The organism is Gardnerella rara (assembly GCF_055452355.1).
The window spans coordinates 225,601-247,142 of the sequence record NZ_JBVBJP010000003.1 but is presented as its reverse complement, the minus strand read 5'-3'; the positions used below and the strand labels follow the sequence as shown (position 1 = coordinate 247,142).

5 protein-coding genes and 1 pseudogene are annotated in these 21,542 nt (G+C 42.7%); 5 read left to right on the top strand and 1 reads right to left on the bottom strand.

Translation table 11 applies throughout. The features are described 5' to 3' along the window. Positions 1-38: 38 nt before the first annotated feature. Together rpoB and ACZ0NX_RS04125 are read left to right on the top strand one after the other, a co-directional pair. Positions 39-3,605 (top strand): DNA-directed RNA polymerase subunit beta, encoded by a 3,567-nt coding sequence (gene rpoB, locus ACZ0NX_RS04130; protein WP_060786556.1) that lies wholly within the window; start codon positions 39-41, stop codon positions 3,603-3,605. 93 nt (positions 3,606-3,698) lie between these two features. After that, positions 3,699-7,718: a DNA-directed RNA polymerase subunit beta' gene (locus ACZ0NX_RS04125; protein ID WP_464405679.1), complete on the top strand. Its 4,020-nt coding sequence runs from the start codon at positions 3,699-3,701 to the stop codon at positions 7,716-7,718. Positions 7,719-8,080: 362 nt separating this feature from the next. On the opposite strand, the gene ACZ0NX_RS04120 is transcribed toward ACZ0NX_RS04125, so the two are convergent. Next, positions 8,081-9,391, bottom strand: a complete 1,311-nt coding sequence (locus tag ACZ0NX_RS04120; RefSeq protein WP_464405677.1) for a hypothetical protein — start codon at positions 9,389-9,391, stop codon at positions 8,081-8,083. Positions 9,392-10,349: 958 nt separating this feature from the next. Here ACZ0NX_RS04120 and ACZ0NX_RS04115 point away from each other — a divergent pair. The 3 genes and pseudogenes from ACZ0NX_RS04115 (at position 10,350) to ACZ0NX_RS04105 (ending at position 21,427) form a co-directional block, all read left to right on the top strand. Next, positions 10,350-12,155 (top strand): SpaH/EbpB family LPXTG-anchored major pilin, encoded by a 1,806-nt coding sequence (locus ACZ0NX_RS04115; protein ID WP_060786554.1) that lies wholly within the window; start codon positions 10,350-10,352, stop codon positions 12,153-12,155. A 209-nt stretch (positions 12,156-12,364) separates the two neighbouring features. After that, positions 12,365-13,282 (top strand): annotated as a pseudogene (locus tag ACZ0NX_RS04110) (class C sortase); the annotation flags it as partial. Positions 13,283-13,396: 114 nt separating this feature from the next. Beyond that, positions 13,397-21,427: a cell wall-binding protein gene (locus ACZ0NX_RS04105; RefSeq protein ID WP_464405675.1), complete on the top strand. Its 8,031-nt coding sequence runs from the start codon at positions 13,397-13,399 to the stop codon at positions 21,425-21,427. The last annotated feature ends 115 nt before the right edge of the window (positions 21,428-21,542 follow it).

The following is a 21,542-nucleotide window of genomic DNA, read 5'->3' as shown; positions in this document are numbered from 1 at the left end:
AGGATTAAGAAAACTAGCTAGCGATAAAGGAACGTCCATTGGCTGCTGAACAAGCTACGACGAACACCACCAAAGTCATCGCACGTGCCGACGAGCACAGCATTAAGTTGCACAAAGCGTCGGATCGTGTGAATTTCGGCTCCATTTGTGAGCCAATCGATGTGCCATACCTCCTCGGTGTGCAAACCGACAGCTTTGACTGGCTGATCGGCTCCGAGCGTTGGAAGAAGCGCGTCGAAGAAGATGAGGCAAATGGCACTCACACTGTGCCACACGTCTCTGGTCTAGAAGAAGTGTTCCAAGAGATTTCTCCAATCGAGAATTTTGCTGAGACAATGAGCCTCACATTCTCGGATCCATATTTTGAAGAGCCACGTCACACTGTGCTTGAGTGCAAAGAGAAGGATTACACATATTCCGCTCCTTTGTATGTAAATGCAGAGTTTGAAAACGGCGAAACTGGCGAGATTAAGAGCCAGACTGTTTTTATGGGTGATTTTCCGCTGCAAACCCCGCACGGCACATTCATTATTGGCGGCACTGAGCGCGTAATCGTGTCTCAGCTTGTGCGTTCCCCAGGCGTGTACTTCGATCGCACGCAAGATCGCACTTCCGATAAAGACGTTTTTGGCGCAAAAATCATTCCAAGTCGCGGCGCGTGGCTTGAGTTCGAGATTGATAAGCGCGATGTTCTTGGCGTGCGCGTAGATCGCAAGCGCAAGCAGTCTGCAATCGTATTCTTAATGGCAATCGGCATGACTAAGCCAGAAATTGCCGAAGCATTCCAGGGATATCCTCTTGTTCTCGACGCTCTAGAAAAAGAGCCAATCGATACTCAAGACGATGCTCTTACAGATTTGTACAGAAAGATTCGCCCAGCAGATACCGCAACTGCCGACGCGGGTCGCAATTTGCTTGAATCCTTCTACTTCAACACAAAGCGCTACGATTTGGCACGTGTTGGTCGCTACAAGATTAATCGCAAGCTTGGTTTGGAAGCGGATTACAACGATCGCAGCTTGAATCGCGAAGATATTATCGCCACAATCAAGTATTTGGTCACTTTGCACTCGGGAGAGAAGACCTTCCCAGGCAAGCGCGATGGTGAAGATGTGCAGTTGCGTGTAGATGTGGACGATATTGATCACTTTGGAAACCGCCGAATCCGCCAGGTTGGCGAGCTTGTACAGAATCAGATTCGTACTGGCTTAAGCCGCATGGAGCGCGTTGTGCGCGAGCGCATGACAACGCAAGACGCTGAGGCGATTACACCACAGTCGTTGATTAACATTCGACCAGTTAACGCTACGATTAAGGAGTTCTTCGGAACTTCCCAGCTTAGCCAGTTTATGGATCAAAACAATCCTTTGGCAGGCGTTACAAACAAGCGTCGTCTTTCGGCTCTTGGTCCTGGTGGTCTTTCTAGAGACCGCGCATCTATGGAAGTTCGAGACGTGCACCCATCCCACTTTGGTCGTATGTGCCCAATCGAATCCCCAGAAGGTCCAAACATTGGTCTTATCGGTTCGCTTGCAACCTTTGGTCGCATCAACCCATTCGGCTTTATTGAAACGCCTTATCGCAAGGTTGTTAATGGTCATGTGACTAACGAAGTCGAATACATGACTGCAGATCGCGAAGCCGAGCACGTTATTGCTCAGGCAAACCAGGAACTCGACGAAAATGGCAACTTTGTTGGCACTCAGGCTCTTGCTCGTGTTGACGAAGAAGAAGCAGTCGATGTGCCTGTAAGCACTGTTGACTACATGGATGTTTCTCCACGTCAGATGGTTTCCCTCGGCGCAAGCTTGATTCCATTCTTGGAGCACGATGAAGGTCACCGTGCTTTGATGGGTACCAACATGCAGCGCCAGGCCGTGCCTCTTATTAAGTCGGAGCGTCCACTTGTTGGTACGGGTTCCGAATGGCGTGCTGCAGTTGATTCTGGAGACGTGATTCTTTCCGAAAAGCCAGGCGTTGCAACCTACGTTTCTGCGGATATTATTCGCGTTATGAACGATGACGGAACTCAGTCTAGCTACAAGCTTTCTAAGTTCCAGCGTTCCAACCAGACTACTTGCTACAACCAGGTGCCGCTTATTAAAGATGGTGAGCGCGTGGAAGCAGGAACTGTTTTGGCTGATGGCCCTGCAACAGACAAGGGCGAGCTTGCACTCGGCAAGAATTTGCTCGTTGCGTTTATGCCTTGGAACGGCTACAACTACGAGGATGCTGTGATTATCTCTCAGCGACTCGTGCAAGACGATACGCTTTCTTCGATTCACATTGAAGAGTACGAGATTGATGCACGAGAGACCAAGCTTGGTGCCGAAGAGATTACTCGCGACCTTCCAAACGTTGGTGAAGACGCTATTGCAAACCTCGATGAGCGCGGTATTATTCGCATTGGTGCCGAGGTAGAAGCTGGCGACATTTTGGTTGGTAAGGTAACACCTAAGGGTGAGACCGAGCTTACTCCAGAAGAGCGCTTGCTTCGTGCAATCTTTGGCGAAAAGAGCCGCGAAGTTCGAGACACTTCGCTTCGTGTACCTCACGGCGAAACTGGTACCGTGATTGCTGTTAAGGAAATCACTCGTGAAGACGCTGAAGACGATGGCGATGAGCTTCCAAACGGCGTAAACCAGATGATTCGCGTGTACATTGCTCAGCATCGCAAGATTACGCAGGGCGATAAGCTTTCTGGTCGTCACGGCAACAAGGGTGTTATTTCCCGCATTTTGCCAGAAGAAGATATGCCATTCTTGGCTGATGGTACTCCAGTAGACATTATGCTTAACCCGTTGGGTGTGCCTTCTCGAATGAACTTGGGCCAGGTGCTCGAGCTTCACTTGGGTTGGATTGCTCACGCTGGTTGGGATATTAATTTGGATCCAGACCTTGAGGCCGCTTGGAAGAAGTACGTGCCAGAAGGCGCCGAGCATGGCGATCCATGCACTCCTGTTGCAACTCCAGTGTTCGACGGCGTGCGCCCAGAGACCTTGAAGGGTCTTTTGAGCACTACGCTTGCAGACCGCGACGGCAACAAGCTTGTTGGTTCCGACGGTAAGGCAACGCTGTTTGACGGCCGCACTGGTGAGCCATTCCCTAAGCCAATTTCCGTTGGCTACATGTACATCTTGAAGCTGCATCACTTGGTTGATGATAAGATTCACGCTCGTTCCACTGGTCCTTACTCCATGATTACCCAGCAGCCGTTGGGTGGTAAGGCTCAGTTCGGCGGCCAGCGCTTTGGTGAGATGGAAGTGTGGGCCCTTGAGGCTTATGGTGCTGCGTACACATTGCACGAAATGATGACCACAAAGTCTGATGACGTTGACGGTCGCGTGCGCGTGTATGGCGCTATTGTTAAGGGCGATAATCTTCCACCTGCTGGTATTCCTGAGTCCTTTAAGGTGTTGCTCAAGGAAATGCAGTCGCTCTCCTTAAATGTTGAGGTGCTTAACTCCGAAGGAGTTGCAATCGACATGAAGGATGAAGATGATGATCCGGTGTCGTCTTCTGAAAATTTGGGCTTTAATATTGGTGCGCGACCAGATTCGTCTGCCAAAGAAGACCAAGTTATTCAAGAACCTGAATACCAGTGATACAAGTGTTACAAGTGTTTTAATCACTAATCACTAATCACTAATCACTTTAAGAAACTTAGAAAAACAATTTCATGAGACAGGACGATAATAGTGCTGGACGTCAACGCATTTGACAAACTGAGGATTGGACTGGCCACCGCCGAAGACATCCGTAGCTGGAGCCACGGCGAAGTTAAGAAGCCAGAAACCATTAATTACCGTACCCTTAAGCCAGAGAAGGATGGTCTGTTCGGTGAGCAGATTTTTGGTCCTACTCGCGATTGGGAGTGTGCGTGCGGCAAGTATAAGCGCGTGCGCTTTAAGGGAATCGTGTGCGAGCGATGCGGCGTGGAAGTTACACGCAGCCGCGTTCGCCGCGAACGCATGGGTCATATTGAGCTTGCGGCTCCTGTAACACACATTTGGTTCTTCAAGGGTGTGCCAAGCCGCTTGGGATATTTGCTCGACATTGCTCCAAAAGACTTGGAAAAGGTTATTTACTTTGCAGCCTACATGGTTACTAAGGTAGATGAAGAGCAGCGTCACCAGGATCTTCCAGACTTGCAAGACGAGTTTGATACCGAAATCGGCAATCTTCGCAAGCGCCGCGACAACGAGATTGACGCGCGCGCAAAGAAGGTAGAAGAAGATCTTCACGAGCTAGAAGAATCGGGCGAGGCAAAGGGCAACGCAAAGTCTAAGTTGCGTGCTGGCGCTGAGCGCGAAATGGCCGCTATCCGCACCCGCTACGATGAGCAGATTCAGCGTTTGAACGCAGTGTTCGATCGCTTTAAGAGCTTGCGCGCAGGAGATATGGAAGGCGACGTTGATCTTTGGCGAGAGATGGAAGATCGCTATGGCGACTACTTTGAAGGCTGCATGGGCGCGGAAGCAATCAAGAAGCGCTTGCAAGACTTCGATCTTAAGTCTGCTGCTGTAGAACTTCGCGAAGAAATCGACAATGGTACTGGTCAGCGCAAGGCGCGCGCTTTGAAGCGACTTAAGGTTGTGAACGCGTTCTTGACTACTGGAAACAAGCCAGAAGCAATGGTTTTGGACGTTATTCCAGTAATTCCACCAGACTTGCGACCAATGGTTCAGCTTGATGGTGGCCGCTTTGCAACATCCGATTTAAACGATTTGTATCGCCGCGTAATCAACCGTAATAATCGTTTGAAGAGGTTGATTGAGCTTGGTGCTCCTGAAATCATGCTTAATAACGAAAAGCGCATGCTTCAGGAAGCTGTTGATTCGCTCTTCGACAACGGTCGCCGTGGCCGCCCAGTAACTGGCGCATCCAACAGGCCATTAAAGTCGCTTTCCGACATGCTTAAGGGTAAGCAGGGTCGATTCCGCCAGAACTTGCTCGGTAAGCGAGTTGATTATTCTGGCCGTTCCGTAATCGTTGTTGGCCCAAGCCTTCGCATGCATCAGTGCGGTTTGCCTAAGCCAATGGCGTTGGAGCTGTTTAAGCCATTCGTTATTAAGCGTTTGGTGGATCAGGGATTTGCGCAGAATATGAAGAGCGCCAAGCGCCTTGTGGATCGCGGAGATTCCGAGGTTTGGGGCGTGCTCGAGGAAGTCATTTCCGAGCATCCTGTTCTTCTTAACCGCGCACCTACGCTTCACCGCTTGGGTATTCAGGCATTTGAGCCAATTTTGGTTGAAGGTAAGGCAATTCATTTGCCGCCACTTGCTTGCGCCGCGTTTAACGCCGACTTCGATGGTGACCAGATGGCAGTGCATCTGCCACTTTCCGCCGAAGCTCAGGCAGAAGCTCGCAGCTTGATGATGGCATCCGACAACATCCTAAAGCCAGCAGATGGTCACACCGTTACAATGCCATCTCAGGATATGATTTTGGGCTTGTACTACTTGTCTACCGTAATTGACGGCGCAAAGGGTCAAGGCCGAATCTTCTCCTCGCTTGCTGAGGCGCAAATGGCGCTCGACAAGCATGAGATTGACATGCAGGCAAAGGTGTTAATCCGCGTGCCAGAAGACTTTGTTTTGCCAAAGGATTGGCAGCCTAGCGATCTTAAGGTTGTAGACCCAGAGCCAGGCAGCCCAGATGTTGTCCGCGAAGAGCGCTTTAAGGATGGAACTGTTCTGTTTGCAACGTCTTGCGGTCGCGTGCTGTTTAATAGCACTCTTCCAGAGGATTATCCGTTTGTAAACCAGCAGGTTCCAAAGGGTGTTCTTTCTAAGATTGTTGACGACATTGCTACGCGCTATTCCACCGCTCAGGTTGCCGCAAGCCTCGATGCTTTGAAGGATCTTGGCTTTACGCGCGCACCTTGGTCGGGCGTTACAATGGCATTCTCGGATATTGTGCTTCCTCCAAATCGCGAGCAGATTGCGCAAGATTACGAAGATCAGGCTGCAAAGATCAACTCCCAGTACGATATGGGTCTTCTTACAGACGAAGAGCGTCGTCAAGAGTTGATTAACTTGTGGACCGAATGCACCGATAAGGTTGCAGACGCAATGCGCGAGAACTTCCACGACGACAACAACGTGAACATTATGGTTCAGTCTGGCGCGCGTGGTAACTGGATGCAGATTCGTCAGATTGCTGGTATGCGAGGCTTGGTGGCAAATCCTAAGGGTGAGATTATTCCTCGTCCTGTTAAGTCAAACTACCGCGATGGCCTTTCCGTGTTGGAGTACTTCATCTCGCAGCACGGCGCTCGTAAGGGTTTGGCCGATACCGCACTTCGTACGGCAGAATCTGGTTACTTGACTCGTCGTCTTGTGGACGTTTCGCAGGAAGTTATTGTTCGCGAAGAAGATTGCGGCACAAAGCGTGGCCTTGTTATGAAGATTGCAGACCGCGACGAAAATGGCAATTTGACGCTTGTTAAGGCTGCCGATGGTGGCCCATACTCGCGATTGCTTGCCGCAGACGTGCTGGATCCAGCAGACGGCACTACCGTTTTGGCAAAGTGTGGAGACGCGCTTTCTATGGACGTTTTGCGTAGCTTGGTTGCGCACGGCGTTGAAGAAGTTAAGGCTCGCTCTGTGCTTACTTGCGAATCTAAGCGCGGCGTTTGCGCAAAGTGCTATGGCTGGTCTTTGGCTACAAGCCGACTCGTGGATGTTGGTGAGGCTGTTGGTATTGTTGCAGCACAGTCCATTGGTGAGCCTGGTACGCAGCTTACGCTTCGTTCCTTCCACTCTGGTGGCGTTGCTTCTGCAAGCGATATTACGCAGGGTCTTCCTCGTGTTACCGAGCTTTTTGAGGCTCGTACACCTAAGGGCGAGGCTCCAATCGCAGAGTTCCCAGGCGTTGTAAAGGTAGAAGATACGGATCATGGTCGTCAGGTCACTTTGACTCCAGACGATACAACCGTTGAGCCGATTGTTTACCCAGTAACTCGCCGCGCTCCAATGCTTGTTAAAGATGGCGACCATGTTGAGGTTGGCACGCAGCTTATTGAGGGTTCTGTGGATCCTAAGAAGATTTTGCGAATCCTTGGTCCGCGTGCTGCTCAGGTGAATATTGTGGAAGAAGTTCACAACGTTTACCGCTCTCAGGGCGTTGATATTCACGACAAGCACATTGAGGTTATTGTTCACCAGATGCTTCGCCGTATTACGGTGATTGATTCTGGAGACACTGAGCTTCTTCCAGGCGAGCTTGTGGATCAGGCAAAGTTCCGTGAGGCAAACTTGGCTGCCGTTAAGAATGGTGGCAAGCCTGCTGCTGGCCGACCAGAACTTATGGGTATTACCAAGGCTTCTTTGGCTACGGATTCTTGGCTTTCGGCCGCATCCTTCCAGGAGACCACTCGAGTTCTTACCGAGGCCGCCTTGAGCCAGAAGGAAGATGATCTTAAGGGTCTAAAGGAGAACGTGATTATTGGTAAGCTCATCCCAGCTGGTACTGGTTTGGCGCGTTACCGTAATGCGGACGTGTTTGCGGATCCAGAAGTTCGTGATGCTATGTATCCAAACCTGGCTATGACTGGGGCAAATAGCACTCCATCGAACTTCGGTGAAAGCGACATGGCGGATGTTGACTTCTCCAACATTGATTTTGGAGATATGAAGCTCGGCGATGAATTTAACCCAGATGATTACCTTGATGATCAGGGTGGTCAGAGTGATTACGACGATGACATTGAGTAATCGGGTGATTGAGTAATCATGTGATTGCTTGATTGTGTGATTGCTTAATCATGTGATTGCTTAATCAAGCAAATCCGCTTCGATTAGCCGTTGCAAGTTGTTTACGCATCTTGCAGCGGCTTTTTGTTTTTGAGTACGTTTTATTTTCCTGTGTTTGTTTATTTTTGCCCGTGTTTGTTCCCATTTTTGGTGTTTTGGTAAACAAACGCGGGAACACTTTCTTGTGTTTGTTTATTTTTGCCCGTGTTTGTTTACGTTTTGGCCTATTTTGGGAACAAACGCGGGTAAAAGGGAACAAACGCGGGGAATTGATTTGCAGTAGCGCTTAAAACGGTTACTGCGCAAGTACACTCTTATTTATCTTATTTATAAGCCTTGGGAATTCCTGCCGAAGCTAGCTTCTGCTCGAGTTTTTGTGGATTAATGACTTCCGCAAAGTCGAATCGAACGATTTTGTTTACTCCGCAGTCATATAGGTATCTCTCCCTATCGCGTTCTTTTCGTACGGCATCGCGGTCGTATTGAAGCAGCATATTTTTTTCATGAAGGTCAGTGATAATAGTATTTTTAGAAGATTCTTGACTAATATTGCAAACAGAACTTTTCCCACATTCAATCAAATACTTATCGGTACCATCAAATTCTCCGACTATAAGATTTCCATTGACATTCCATGCAAAATCTGCGCGTAATGGGTAATTTGGGTTTTTATTGTTCGGGAATTCATATTGGATTTGAGGCACAATAAACCCAAGTTCAATAATTGTTGCTCGAGCCAAAGATTCGCCTGCATTTTCGCTTTTATCTGATGCAAAATTGCATAAAAGTTTCAATCGAGATAAGGCGTCAGTGTAATCAATGTTTGAAAAATAAGGGTTGTAGATTTTTCTAAGATACGGGTCGTCTTGCAATTGTGACGCATTACACTGATAGCGCGCAAAGCCGTAAAACTCACTACATACGTTGTAAATTTTCTCTAGATTCTCGCCTTTTTGAGAAGCGGAATCAAAGGTTGGTAGTGCGATTCTAAATGGCTTAGTCCATGCTTCAACAAATAGCGTGTTGTAAATACTCGCGACATGGGACATTGCGTCTTCCTCCATTGTTTTAATGTGACCGAACGTGGAGGTTTTCCTTTCATTTGTGTGCTTGCACGTTTTTACATTTAAATCACAAGTCTTTGGTGAATTTTGTTTCTTGCATCTTTTGTAACATTCTTCAAGCCTAATGCCATTCTCATCCTCAACAATATCTGGAAGATGTATGCGTTTGAGCTGCCGTCTAGCTATCTTTTTTGCAGACTTTTCGCTAGTATTGGTCAAATTTTTGTCAGCATATGCGCAAGATACGTGTATGCTTATTGACTTTGGCTGATTGTTATATAGCTTGATGACTTCAAACCCCTTTAGTGCGGCGGCAGTTTCTCCAGTGAACTTCCATTCTTTAATTTTTATTTTTTGAGTAAGTGGGATGGCTATGTGCATAACCTTGTCCTTGTATGAGAGTCGCTGCCAATAGTTGCTTAGAGCATAAAGTCCGCGATATGGTTCAACTAAATCGTTGGACTTTAAGTATGTTCTTAAACTTTTACGACACTTGGTGTATGAAGCCATCAAGCATGAGTTGTGACTTTCAGCATTTAAAATGTCAGATAATAATTTACTGTTATTCATGCTGACGATGTTATTTTTATGAAATTATTATTGCAAGATATTTTTTACAATGTGGTTAAAGCCTATGCTTTATGCACATTCTTTTATATGACTTGACAAAATTGATTTTGTGTGGATGTAATTTTGATTTATTTGGCTTTATTTGGCTTTATTTGGCTTGGTGTTTATTCTCGATTTGCCTGCGTTTGTTTATTTTTGCCCGTGTTTGTTTATTTTTGCCCGTGTTTGTTTACGTTTTTGCCAATTTTGGGAACAAACGTGGGTGAAAGGGAACAAACGCGGGAATACTTTCTTGTGTTTGTTTATTTTTGCCCGTGTTTGTTTACGTATTTGACGATTTTGGGAACAAACGTGGGTGAAAGGGAACAAACGCGGGCGCGACGACCTGCCTGAGCGACAAAGCGAAGACGTGAGCAAATTACAAGAATTCCGCCATTCTTTGCAAAATCGACAATTTTATTTTGATGATTTATTGCAGAATCGACATTTTTGCTATCAAAATGCGATTTGATTTGATTTGCCTGCGTTTGTTTATTTTTGCCCAATCTTATTTTTTTTTAGGCTCTATTCCAAGGAAAAATAGGGTACACAGGTAGGGTATGACACGCCGATTTATAAATAATTTTTTGTGATATTTTTAACAAAAAATTTCATGCATTAAAAATCTTAATATATAAAAACGTTGATATTGCTTTAATACCTGGGGGGGGGTATCAGGAGTTTAGTGTATTAAGCTTTTCATTAGATAAAAAGTGAACTTTTAGCAATATTTTCTATGGTAATATCATCTGAGCGTTTAAGGTTTTGGTGCGCGTTGGTGTGCGCTAAAAGCTAAGTGTTGTGGATTTTGTAGAGCGTTGTATGCGGTTTGCTACGACACACACTTGTGACTCGCTTTTATAAACAATACATACCAGTAAAAGGCAATGGAATATTGTCTTTAAAAGAGAGGAATAGTATGCGTTTAAATACGAACTCGTTAAAACGCACTGTAGCAGTGTTTGCTGCTGTATGCACACTCGGTGCTTGTTGCGTAGCAGGCACGGCGGCATGGGCGCAGAATGATGGAGCCAATACTGCGAATATTGATACTAATGAAAATGGTAAAACGTCTATTACTATTCACAAGTATGAAAATAATCCTGCAGGTACTACGCGTGGCAATGGTGAAAAAGTAGCTGATCTTCAAGGAAGAAAGCCTATTAAAGGCGTTAAGTTTACTCTATGGAGAGTAAAGCAAAAGGCTGCTGATGGTGGCGCTGCAAAAGAGATTGATCTTACAAAACCAGAAGATTGGTTAAAGATTAAAGATCTTGAGAAACTTAGTGATGTTTCTGCTGGCGATAAACATACAGCTTCTGAATTTATAAGCGGCAGTAATAAAAAGTTTGAGGTAGATGAAACTACTAAACAAGAAAAAACTACCAGCGACCAGGGCGAGGCAAAGTTTGAGAACCTCCAAATGGGTCTTTACTACATTGAAGAAACTGATGTAAATGGTGCAACTGTTGAAAATCAAAAAGTTTCCATTACCAAGCGTGTTGCTCCATTCTTTGTAACAACACCTCTTCCTAAAGAATCTGATAATTCTTGGATTTATAATGTGAATGTATATCCAAAGAATGATACGAGCAATGAACTTCCAACTAAAACAGCCAGCAAGCCAAGTACTAATGATTTAACAGATAACACAACTATTACTTGGACTATTTCGATTCCTCTTTCCGCTCCTAAGAATGGCGGTAAGTATGAAAAGATTGGTTTTAAAGATAAGCTAGAAACTGGTTTGACATACGATAGTATTGAAAGTGCAAATCTCGTAACTTATAAAGATAATGGCCAAAAAGACACTACTGTTACAGACGTTAAATTAGATTTAAACACTCACTATACCGAAACGCATAATGATGGATTGGTTTATTTTAAGCTAACAGATACTGAAACAACTGGTGGCCTTGCTAAGGCTTATGCTGAGTATAGTAAGCATCTAACTGATAAAAAGATTGTTAAACTTGAGGTCAAGCTTAAGACAAAAGTTGCAAAAGATGTTAAAGATATAACTAATGTTGCTAATACTTTTGTTGACGATTCGACAACTGGTAAAGGTGACGATAATAACCCATGTACTTCAACAGATCAACGCCCTGAGTGCCAAACTAATAAGACTAAAGATACTGCCCATTTTGGTACTTTAACAGTTAAAAAGTTCTCTGATGGCCAAGGTGCCAATAAGAAACCGTTGAATAACGCTAAGTTTGATGTGTATGAGGTTACGGCAGACAACAAAAATGTTGACGATATTAAGTCTGCTGAGAAAAAAGACAATGGCATATTTACGCTTAAGGGCGATGGCAATACAGAAATTGCCAGCACAAAGATTAATTCAACTTTGGAAACAAAGACCAGTGGAAATTCACATGGTTCCGATTCAGTAAGATTGTTTGTTTACAATTCTAACGAAACCAATAAGGCTGTAACTACTAAGCTTTATTGCTTAGTTGAAACTGAGGCTCCTGCTGGTTATTTGCTTAATTCAACTCCTCAATGTGTTGCTTTAAAAGCGGATACCGCAGATCAAGCAGATACTAATAACACTAAGGAAATTACAAACGCAAAGGCAACAGGTCTCGACCAGATTATAGGCGCACTGCCAATGACCGGTGCTCGCGGCCTGGTTCTTCTTACAGCTTGCGGCATTGTTGGCTTGGGTGGCACGATGTTCTACATCATCACTCGCCGCCGCAAGGAGCAAGAAGAGGCATAAATCCTAGATTTGTCTTTGTTTTTGTGATTAATCGTGTAAGTATTCACGAATTACGTGAGTTAAATCGCATAGTTTGTGAATGCTTGCACTAATCTTGTTAAATCTCGATTATTTTTAATTAGTGCAGATTAGCAGATTCACATCTTTACGGATTTGCAGATTTGTCTAAACAACTTACAAACAACTTATAACCGACTTACAAACAATATATGTCTAGTGTTTTATTCGTAAATCGCATTATTGCAATTAAGCACAAGCGGCGAGATAAGCGCGGATGGAAGTTTTCAAGAGCTTCTATAATTCCATCTATTTTGCTAACCGCGTCGTTTGCTTCGCTTTTATATCCGCATGCTGCAATGTGGCTAAGCCAATACCACATGTCGGAAGTGGCTGCGCAATATGCAAAGCTAATAACCAACGCCGTGCCAGCTCCACACGAGCAGCTTGCACGCGCTCGCGACTATAATCGCAAGCTTTCGGTGGGTGCAATTTACGAAGCGAATACTAATATTCCAACGTCTCATGGAGATACTTCAGATAATAGGCAAGATTATTGGCAGCAGCTAAAAGCAAATAATGATGGGCTTATGGCTCGCTTGCGAATAAAGAAGATAGATCTAGATTTGCCTGTGTACCACGGCACTGAGGATTCTACGCTTCTTAAAGGTCTTGGTCATTTGCGCGGAACGTCTCTTCCAGTTGGCGGTCCTGGAACAAGGTCCGTTGTTACGGGTCATCGTGGCTTGGCTAGTGCAGAGATGTTCACTAGGCTAGACGAAATCAACAAAGGCGACACTTTTACTTTTGAGGTTTTTGGCGAGATTCTAACTTACAAGGTGACAGAAAAAATTGTTGTAAACCCAGATGAGACAAAGAAGATTGCTGCAGTGCCTGGCAAAGATCTTGCTACTTTGATTACTTGCACTCCGCTTGGAATCAACACGCAGAGGATTCTTGTTACGGGGGAGCGAGTGTTGCCGACACCTGCTGCAGATAAGTCTTTACTTGGTAAAAAGCCAGATGTTCCGCGATTTCCGTGGTGGGTAGTTGGGGCCATAGTTAGCTTGTGCTTAGTTGCTTGCTACATTTGGTGGGCTGGTTTGCCAGTTAAAAAGAAAAAGAAAAAGATTCAACTTTAAAAAGATTTGATTTATAGGAATAGTGTTAACGGAATTGGCTTTGAATTGGGGCATTTTAAGTTAAAGCTTCGCAACTTCCGTTAGTGCGCGAGTAGGTGGAAAATGAAAGTTATTAGCGATAGTAGTACGTTTAGTAGTACTCTTAAATCTTTTGTAAAAAGCGTACTAGTGTTTATTCTTACTGCATCAATTGTTCTTACAACGCTTTTAACAGCTAATACTGCTGCAGCTCAGGAAACGCCTGCGCACAATTCCACACCTCGCGCATTAAAGAATAAGCATGATTCTGATTTAGATTCTAATCGTGCTCCAAAAGCATTATCTTCATCTAATTCATCTTCATCTAATTCATCTGATTCGTCTTTTACGCATCCATTTTCTTCTAACGTTCACTATGTTGACGGTTCTAGCAATGTGTTTTCTAGGATTAACAATATTGGTGATTTTGCGCGTAATTCAATAAATGCGCGCTCACATTCTGCATTAAACAAGCGTTCTAGTAACATTTTGGACGATATTCTTACTAATAGTGCAAAAGATATTGCGGATAAAATGTTGAATAACAATTTATTGCGATCTGCACAATATGCTTCTGCGCAAGATTCTTCTGCACAAAATATATCATTGCGTGATTCTGTAAAGCCTTCTTACCGTTCGTCAAACAATGATTCTAGATTTGGCAATAAGCGCGAATTTCGTCCAGGCTGCTATGCAGATAAAGCGCGTACAGAATGTTTTACAGCTCCTGGAGATTTACAAGGTCATCGCGCATCATCTGGTCACGATTACGATATGGATGTGCAAAACGCATGGCATATTACTTCACGTTGGAACGTTCCTAAAGGCAATTACGAAAACAACAATAACTTTACTCCCTACCCTAAAGGCACTTATTTAATGCGTTCAATGGATGGTTTAATCCACGGAACTTATAACGGAAGCTGGGTAGGTGCCAAAGGTCAAAGCCCTAATACGCTTCCTGTAGACGAAGTTCATGATTATGTTTTTATGCGCAAAGAACCAAAGCCAGATGGAAGTGGATACATCTGGGATGTTCTTTTTAATATGGGTGCTAGAATTCATGGCGCTGCAGACGCTTGGAATTACTTTACGGTACCAGATACGCAAAAACTCGATGTTTCTAAAAAAGATCCCGTTACTGGAGAATACAATCAATATATAAGACGTTATCAATTTAATGATAAAAGTATAAAAGGTTGCAAAGCTGATTGGGTTAATCCTAATGGTTTCTGTGCAAACGTTGAAACTAGATCTATTAGTGATGGTCAAACTCTTGAAAATGAGTGGTCTAGCTTTGCAAAAAGAGATAAAGGGTTTTTCTTAGGACGAGATTCGTATACAGGCGTATATAAGGGTGGTGCGCAAACAAGATCTAATATTAATTTTGCGAGTTGCTCTGGAGAGTACGGTTTTGATTGCGTTAATAGCACAAGATGGGGCGCTCTTAATGATTTTCAGCGTACTAATGGCCCTCAAATACCTAATTTTGATGTTCCAGGTATAAATAATGCGTATGCACTTTTAATAAACAATCTTAAAAATTCCGTAAGAGATAGATCTAGTCTTATATTTGCTTTTTATAACAATGTGTATAGCAATACGCGAATTCCATACGGGTATCATATTCACTTTACAACATCTAATGTGACTAATTCAGAAAATAAAAACCCATTTTATGGAGCAGGATCATATTTTGGCAATCGTTATAATTCTGGCCAAGCTAGCCCAGCGGATCCATACAACAAAACAAATCTAAATGTTAGAGGTATTCGAAGATATCGAATGTTAAACAACCAGTGGTATGGCGTTTCGAACATTATTGATATGTTCATGACAAAATATTCATTCTTACGTGGAACTGGAACTGGCCCATTCAACAGTGATAATGGTCAAGAATTAGCTAAAAATGGTTTGCGAGTTAGAAGCTTGTTGCTAAATCCAATTGAGCAAAAAGTGTGTTCTGAATATCACAATACAGATTGTCCTACTGATTCAAATATACATGCTAGAACTGAGCTGTCTATTACTCCTGCGATTGGCAAAAATGGCGGTAATAAGCGTGGTAACTTATGGTGGCGCAATAATCAAGGTTTAGACAAAGTTAATACAGAAGATTCGGCTTTTGGTGATCAATCCGCTAATTTGGAATATTTTAATAATAAGCTTCAAATGGGTCAGTCTGTTCCTGTTCCTTACCAGATTATTGGTCAGTCAGACGTTTTTAAGCCTCTTGAAACACAAGAGTGGCAGCCAAATCAAGTTGATAAATATTATTCCACTAGCAAAGAGTTTAAAGCTTTTGATTTTGTGAATTTTCCAGACAAAAAGTCCATTATTTATAAGCAAGCTAAAGCTCGTTTTCCGCGATTGTGGATGCCAGACCCAAATAAAAAAGACTATGGTTCTGTAAAAAACAATTACTACCCATTGTCTGAGAAGTTTAAAGATAATAATGGTGCTGTTAATAACGACATTAAAACTAGAGCAATATACGATGTTTCTTGGGCAAAAGAAGATGGTAGCGTTGCTTCTAAAACATTGCGAGATGCTGTAGCAAAAATCGCTGTTAGATTGCCAGTTGTAGACGCATACAACGCTTGTAATCATGATCGTAAAAGCAAGAACACTAGAAATAGTAATAGTAATAATAATGGGAATAGCAGTAATCTATGTTCTTCGTACCCAGTTGAAGGAACAGAGCGATATATATGGCGATTCTACGATGTTCCTTCTAATAGCAAACGAATTGGTGACGATTTAACAGAGGTTGAAAAAAGCCGATTTTTGCAACGAGCAAAAAATGACTATGTTGATTCTGTGTCAAACGGAATTGTACGCTATAAGACGTTTGAACGTAAGGGAGACCACAACGTTGAGTATATGATGCTTCAAAGGGGTGGAGAAAATAGTATTCAAGTTTTGCCTATGGTTGTTGGCGTTAAATACGCGAAAATAATCTATTACGATGATTCTAAAGCATTAATGCCAGTTGTTTTTACTAGGATTGATGATGAAAAGCCAACTATTGACGTTAAGGTTAGTATTGACAATGGTAGCGCGCAAAGCGTTCCAGAAAAAGGATTAAACGTTCCTTTTGGAAGCAATATTAAGTTTTTTGTACAAGGTCACGATGATCGTCATGTTTCTTTGGGTGTTAAAAAGCAAAACGGCCGTATAGGTAGTAAATATGACGATATAGCAGAATTAAACAAAGCTTTTACAACAATAAGCTTTAGCAGTGATTTTGACCAAACAAATCATAAAAACACTCGCACAGATCAGTCGGGTTATATAAATACAACGCCTGCAAACGCAACTTTAGGGCTTGCTGACGTTGGCAAAACTCCCGAATTTACATTCCATGCTTGGGATGATGCTGGTAATGAAGTGTCAAAAACAATTAAACTAAAGGTTACTCGAGACGGCTTCGATAAACCAACTGTTTGGTGGCAAAAACAAGATAATGGTCACTATGATGGTAAAGTCAGGCTTTTGCCTTCTGCAAAAAGCGTAAAGATGGTGTTTGTGCGCATTTGGAAGCGCGGAGATAAAAAGCCTGTTGACGATAGTGGCAATAAGTACAGTGCCATTAATACAAAATGCCCAACATCTGGATTCTGCAACGGCATTATTTTAACTAAAAATGATGTTCCAGATGCTAAAGGTAAATTATGGAAGCAAGTTAATAACGATGGGAATCCATTCTTTAAAAATATGATTGCGCCATTAAGCGGCATAAGTTTTGAAGAAAAGAATGGCGGTTTGGAAATAACAATACCAGAAAATTTGGCGGAAATCGGCTCAAGAATATATGTTGATATTGCAAATGGCTCCTCAACGGGTTCTTTAACGCAAGATGGAACAAAATCAGACCCTCTGCCATTAGAAATAAAATGGCCAAATGGATTGGTGCAAGCAAACCCGTATGAGCTTAATCCTTCCGAACGTCATGCTTTAGTACAAAGGATTCGCTTGGCAAATGAGCGTTTAAAGTGGCGAGGCGATGAGATTGGTTTCGTAAATGATGGTAAGAATAATGGCTATACGGATGGCAAAAACGACCCTAATGGCAAATATTCTTGCAATCAAGATTCAGACAAGCAATACAAGATTTGCTTAACTCTAAATCCGTATGGAAAAAATAACGCGGATGGAAAGAGCACAGAAAAACAGCTTACAGCCATAAAGAAAACAGGAACTGGTGCAGATACAAGTGATGATCAAACGCTTACAACAGTACTAGACCCTAAACAGAAGAAAATTACGCGTTTTGTAGATATACGTAGGGATTATGACTGGAAGTGGTCTAGTAATAAGCTACAAGACAGAAATATGGATCCTGGTTTCGAAATGCGAGGCAGTGCTGAACAAGGAAATCAATATTTTGTTTATCGTTGGAATATTAATTCTGCTAATAATCAAAATGTTCATTTAAATAAGGCTCTTGACTTATTGCAAGGAAAGCCAAAAGGTGTAGATGCCAATAATCCGCAGCCTTCTATTAGACCATTAGGCAATAATTTAGGGCAAGAAGCGATTTTGAAGACTAACGTAGAACGCGATAATGGTGGCTACGGTAGTTTGCCTAATCGTGGAGATGGCAAAGGATATAAGCTAAAAAATGGCGAATGGGTAAATATAGCAGATCTTGTTCGTTTAGTTGATTTAGGCGGTGGACAGCGAGTTTCGCCAGATGAACCAATTACAAGTAAAGATTATTCTGTGCAAAAACAGTCTTATCTTATTGCTGGCGGCGAAGGATATAATGATCGAATAGCTGGAGAAGATGTAAACATTAGCTTAGATAAGAAGAAGCACTATTCTGGAATCGTAAGTAAAACTAAAGATAATAAGTATATTCAATACCCATTTGAATCGCAGATATACGTTGTAAATGGCGAAATCAACAAGGATCTTGAAATACGTGGCGAGGGTGATAAAAACAACACTCGAAACGTTATTAACGTTATCTTCGTACCAGTGGATTTGAATAAGCCAACCATTTCACCAAAGTCTAACAAAACGTGGCTTGGTAAATGCAATGGCTCTTCATGCGCTAATCCAGTAACACTCGATGAAGATGGTAAAGATTTTAAAAATAGTAATGGCTTATTTAATATTGCTGAATTGTTGAAGTTTGACGACGATTTTAATAAGTCTAACGGCGAAAACAACGATGTTCTTAAAAGAACACTGTCTATATATGTTGAGGCAGAAGGGCTAAAAGATAGTAATAATAAGCCAATTCGTGCGCAGTTTGTAAAAAATGGCGTTGTTAAGAATAACTTACTTATGCAATTTATTCAAAAGTATCGTGGCAAAAATGCTGCGACTGCAACAACATTTAAACTGATTGCGCAAATCGAAGACGAGTCTGGTAATAAAAGTGACGAAACTGCTGTGGGCTGCTTTAAGATTAAATGGCAGCCTGCTGTAGCTCCGAAAGTTATAGCATACGACGGAAATCATGAAAATAGAGTATCTGGTGAAAACGTGTGGCTGCACGATAGCGCGAGCGCGGTTACAGATTCTAACAATAATTACAATAATTCGGTTGTTGTTAAAACGGATCCATCCGCGTCTCGTACTGCAATTTACTACAATACTTTAGATGATTTAAAGCCTAACGCAAAAGTTAAGCAGTTCGGTCATGTTTTTGCTATATGCAAGAGTGCAGGTGGAAAAAATAATGGATCGTGGAAGGTTTGTGAAGGCTACGAATCGGGTGAGCGTAATTCCAATTTGCCTAAAGAAGTTGAAAAAATAGACGCTAAAACAGGTGAAGTTAAATTTAAGCAGAATCAATTAGCGCCGGGAAGTGTGGTTCGCGCTCGCAGTCGTTACAAGTATGGCGAGTGGACTACTATGCCTGGAATTATTAACGTAGATGCTTCATTTAGATCTAATCGTGGTGCGGCTAGTAATGGCGGAAATTCTGGTGGATCTGCAAATAATAGTCAAAATAATAATAGTCAAAATAACAATAAAGAGTTTGATTTTGATAGCTTCCCAGAAGATAAAGACACTGAATTTGGAAAATATTTTGTAAAAAATGGCGCGCAGGCTGCTAATGCGATTAGTCCAAGTGCAAAAACAGAAGCTGATGTATTAAAAGAAGACGACTTGCAAAACGTTATTTCTGTAATCAGTGATCCAAAAGTTGATCGTTCTACTGTATGCGGTGAAAAGAGCGGAGACACAAGAAGGAACGCTCCTTCGGATTGCGTATTCTTCTCAGTAAACGTTAATCGCAAGGTAGTGCAAGCACATCCACTTTTGCTAACAAATCCAGAAAAAAGTGCTGTGCGAAAAGTTCTTCGCGAAGCAAACTCTATACCAATATGGAACGACGAGTCTAGCAGCGAAGATTCCATAGAGTCGGAAGAAAATAATGTTTTGTTCGCCAGAACGCAGCAAGATGAGGATGTTTCAAACGAAGACAATCTAGAACGATTGGGCTACAATCAAGCCAAAGTTACGTGGATTAGATCTGCATATCTTTCTAGTGCAAATCCAGAAGATAAAAAACCTGATTACAAAGCGGGGAATAAGCAGGATTCGTTTGTTCTAACGCGAGGATGGAGAAGCCGAAAAGTAACTCCAGCTCCAAGGTATTATCATGTAACAAGGTTTGCTGCTCTTCGTGAAGCTAAAGCCAAGAATAAAGCTGGTAAGAGTATTGACGTTAAAGCGGACTACGAGATTACATGGGATACAGCTAAGCCATACGTTCTTAATAGAAAAGACGACCCAGGATTTGCGCTTGTTGGCGAGCCTGGTCATCAATCGCTTGTGTACCGATACAATGCTAGCAGCAAGGGAACAATTGGGCTTGGAGCTTTGCAAAATGCTTTAAGTTTTGTTCCAGTAGATCTTAAAAAAGAGTCTAAAAACAAGAGCGGAGAAAGTCTTGCTGCTGTGGAAAAGGCTTTCCGCGAAAAGCAGCCAACGTTGCGCGAAATTAAGGGTACAGATAAGGAAGATGCAGAAAGTAGAAGAAATGATTTTAAGCTTTCTGATTGTTTTACTCTAAAAGATGAGTTTACGAATGTGCCAGATTTGGTTGCAGCAAACGGAAATTATGGTGGTGGAAATAGCAGGCAAATAGGCTACACAGGTAATGGAATGAGTAGTACTGTGCTTGGAGATAAGTATGCAAAAATGGCTCCTAAACCAGCAGAGTTTGAAAAATGGGGTAATAAAAATGTGTACTCATCTGCATTTACGATCGATAATGCTTTGGGTGGTGTTGATGGAATAAAATTTGTAAACGATACAAATCATTCTTCGCCGCGTTACGTACTTTCGCTTTCCAATAAATACGCTAGAAACAGTTTAGTGGACTTATACGGGTATGAAGCAAAATCTGACTTTAGTGATATTGCTGGAGCGCAGTCGATTATTCCAGTGTATGTTGTGCCTGTAGATAATGTGAAGCCTGAAGCGATCTCTAAAGGTCCACTTAAATCTTCGACTATGGATAAGCCTTACGAGGTTACTGCTAACGATATTAAGTTCACTTTCACGGGTAATCCAGATAATAACGGCAAAGTGAATGGCAAAGAATTGTTAGTAGATGCTAGCGATGATTTTGATTCTAAAGATGTAGTTGACAAGAATCTTCAAGTATGCGTGCGTTGGATGAACAATAACATGCCTCAAGATACAGATTGCACGCCTATTTTGAAGGACGATAAAAGTGTAGATGCTGACAAACTGCAGCGGATGCTTATCTCTCGTGGCAATACGGCTGTTTACGCAGTATACGCGCAGACAAAAGATAAATCAGACAATGAGAGCGAACACTATAATGCTGGAAAAGATGATAAGACGGCAATCATCGGCTACATAAAGATTACTGGCATCAACGTGTCGCCAATTCCTCTGCCATTTACTGGTGGACAAGCTGCTGTTATATACACGTTTATGTTCGGCGTGCTACTTGCAATGTTTATAGCATCTGGCGCGTTTGGCAGGCGCGGATGGCTAACATCTTTGCTAAGCGGCAACGGATTTAGTGGCGAGCTAACATACAGCAAGCATTGCAACGTTTCGGCTGAATCCTTGCGATGCGGCAGATTGTTTGGCTTTATATACAAAAATCGCCATTGAATTTTGCACGTTTTGCTATTCCTAGATCGGAGTCAAGTATAGTAAATCTTATTTATGTAAATCTTATTTATGTAAAACGTTGAAGAGCATAGATGAGAATTAAAATAAGAATTAA

What these genes read in the sequence shown, in the direction of transcription:
- ACZ0NX_RS04120 (WP_464405677.1), bottom strand. Translation starts at nt 9,391, where the DNA reads ATGAATAACAGTAAATTATTATCTGACATTTTAAATGCTGAAAGTCAC.
- ACZ0NX_RS04105 (WP_464405675.1), top strand. Translation starts at nt 13,397, where the DNA reads ATGAAAGTTATTAGCGATAGTAGTACGTTTAGTAGTACTCTTAAATCT.
- ACZ0NX_RS04115 (WP_060786554.1), top strand. Translation starts at nt 10,350, where the DNA reads ATGCGTTTAAATACGAACTCGTTAAAACGCACTGTAGCAGTGTTTGCT.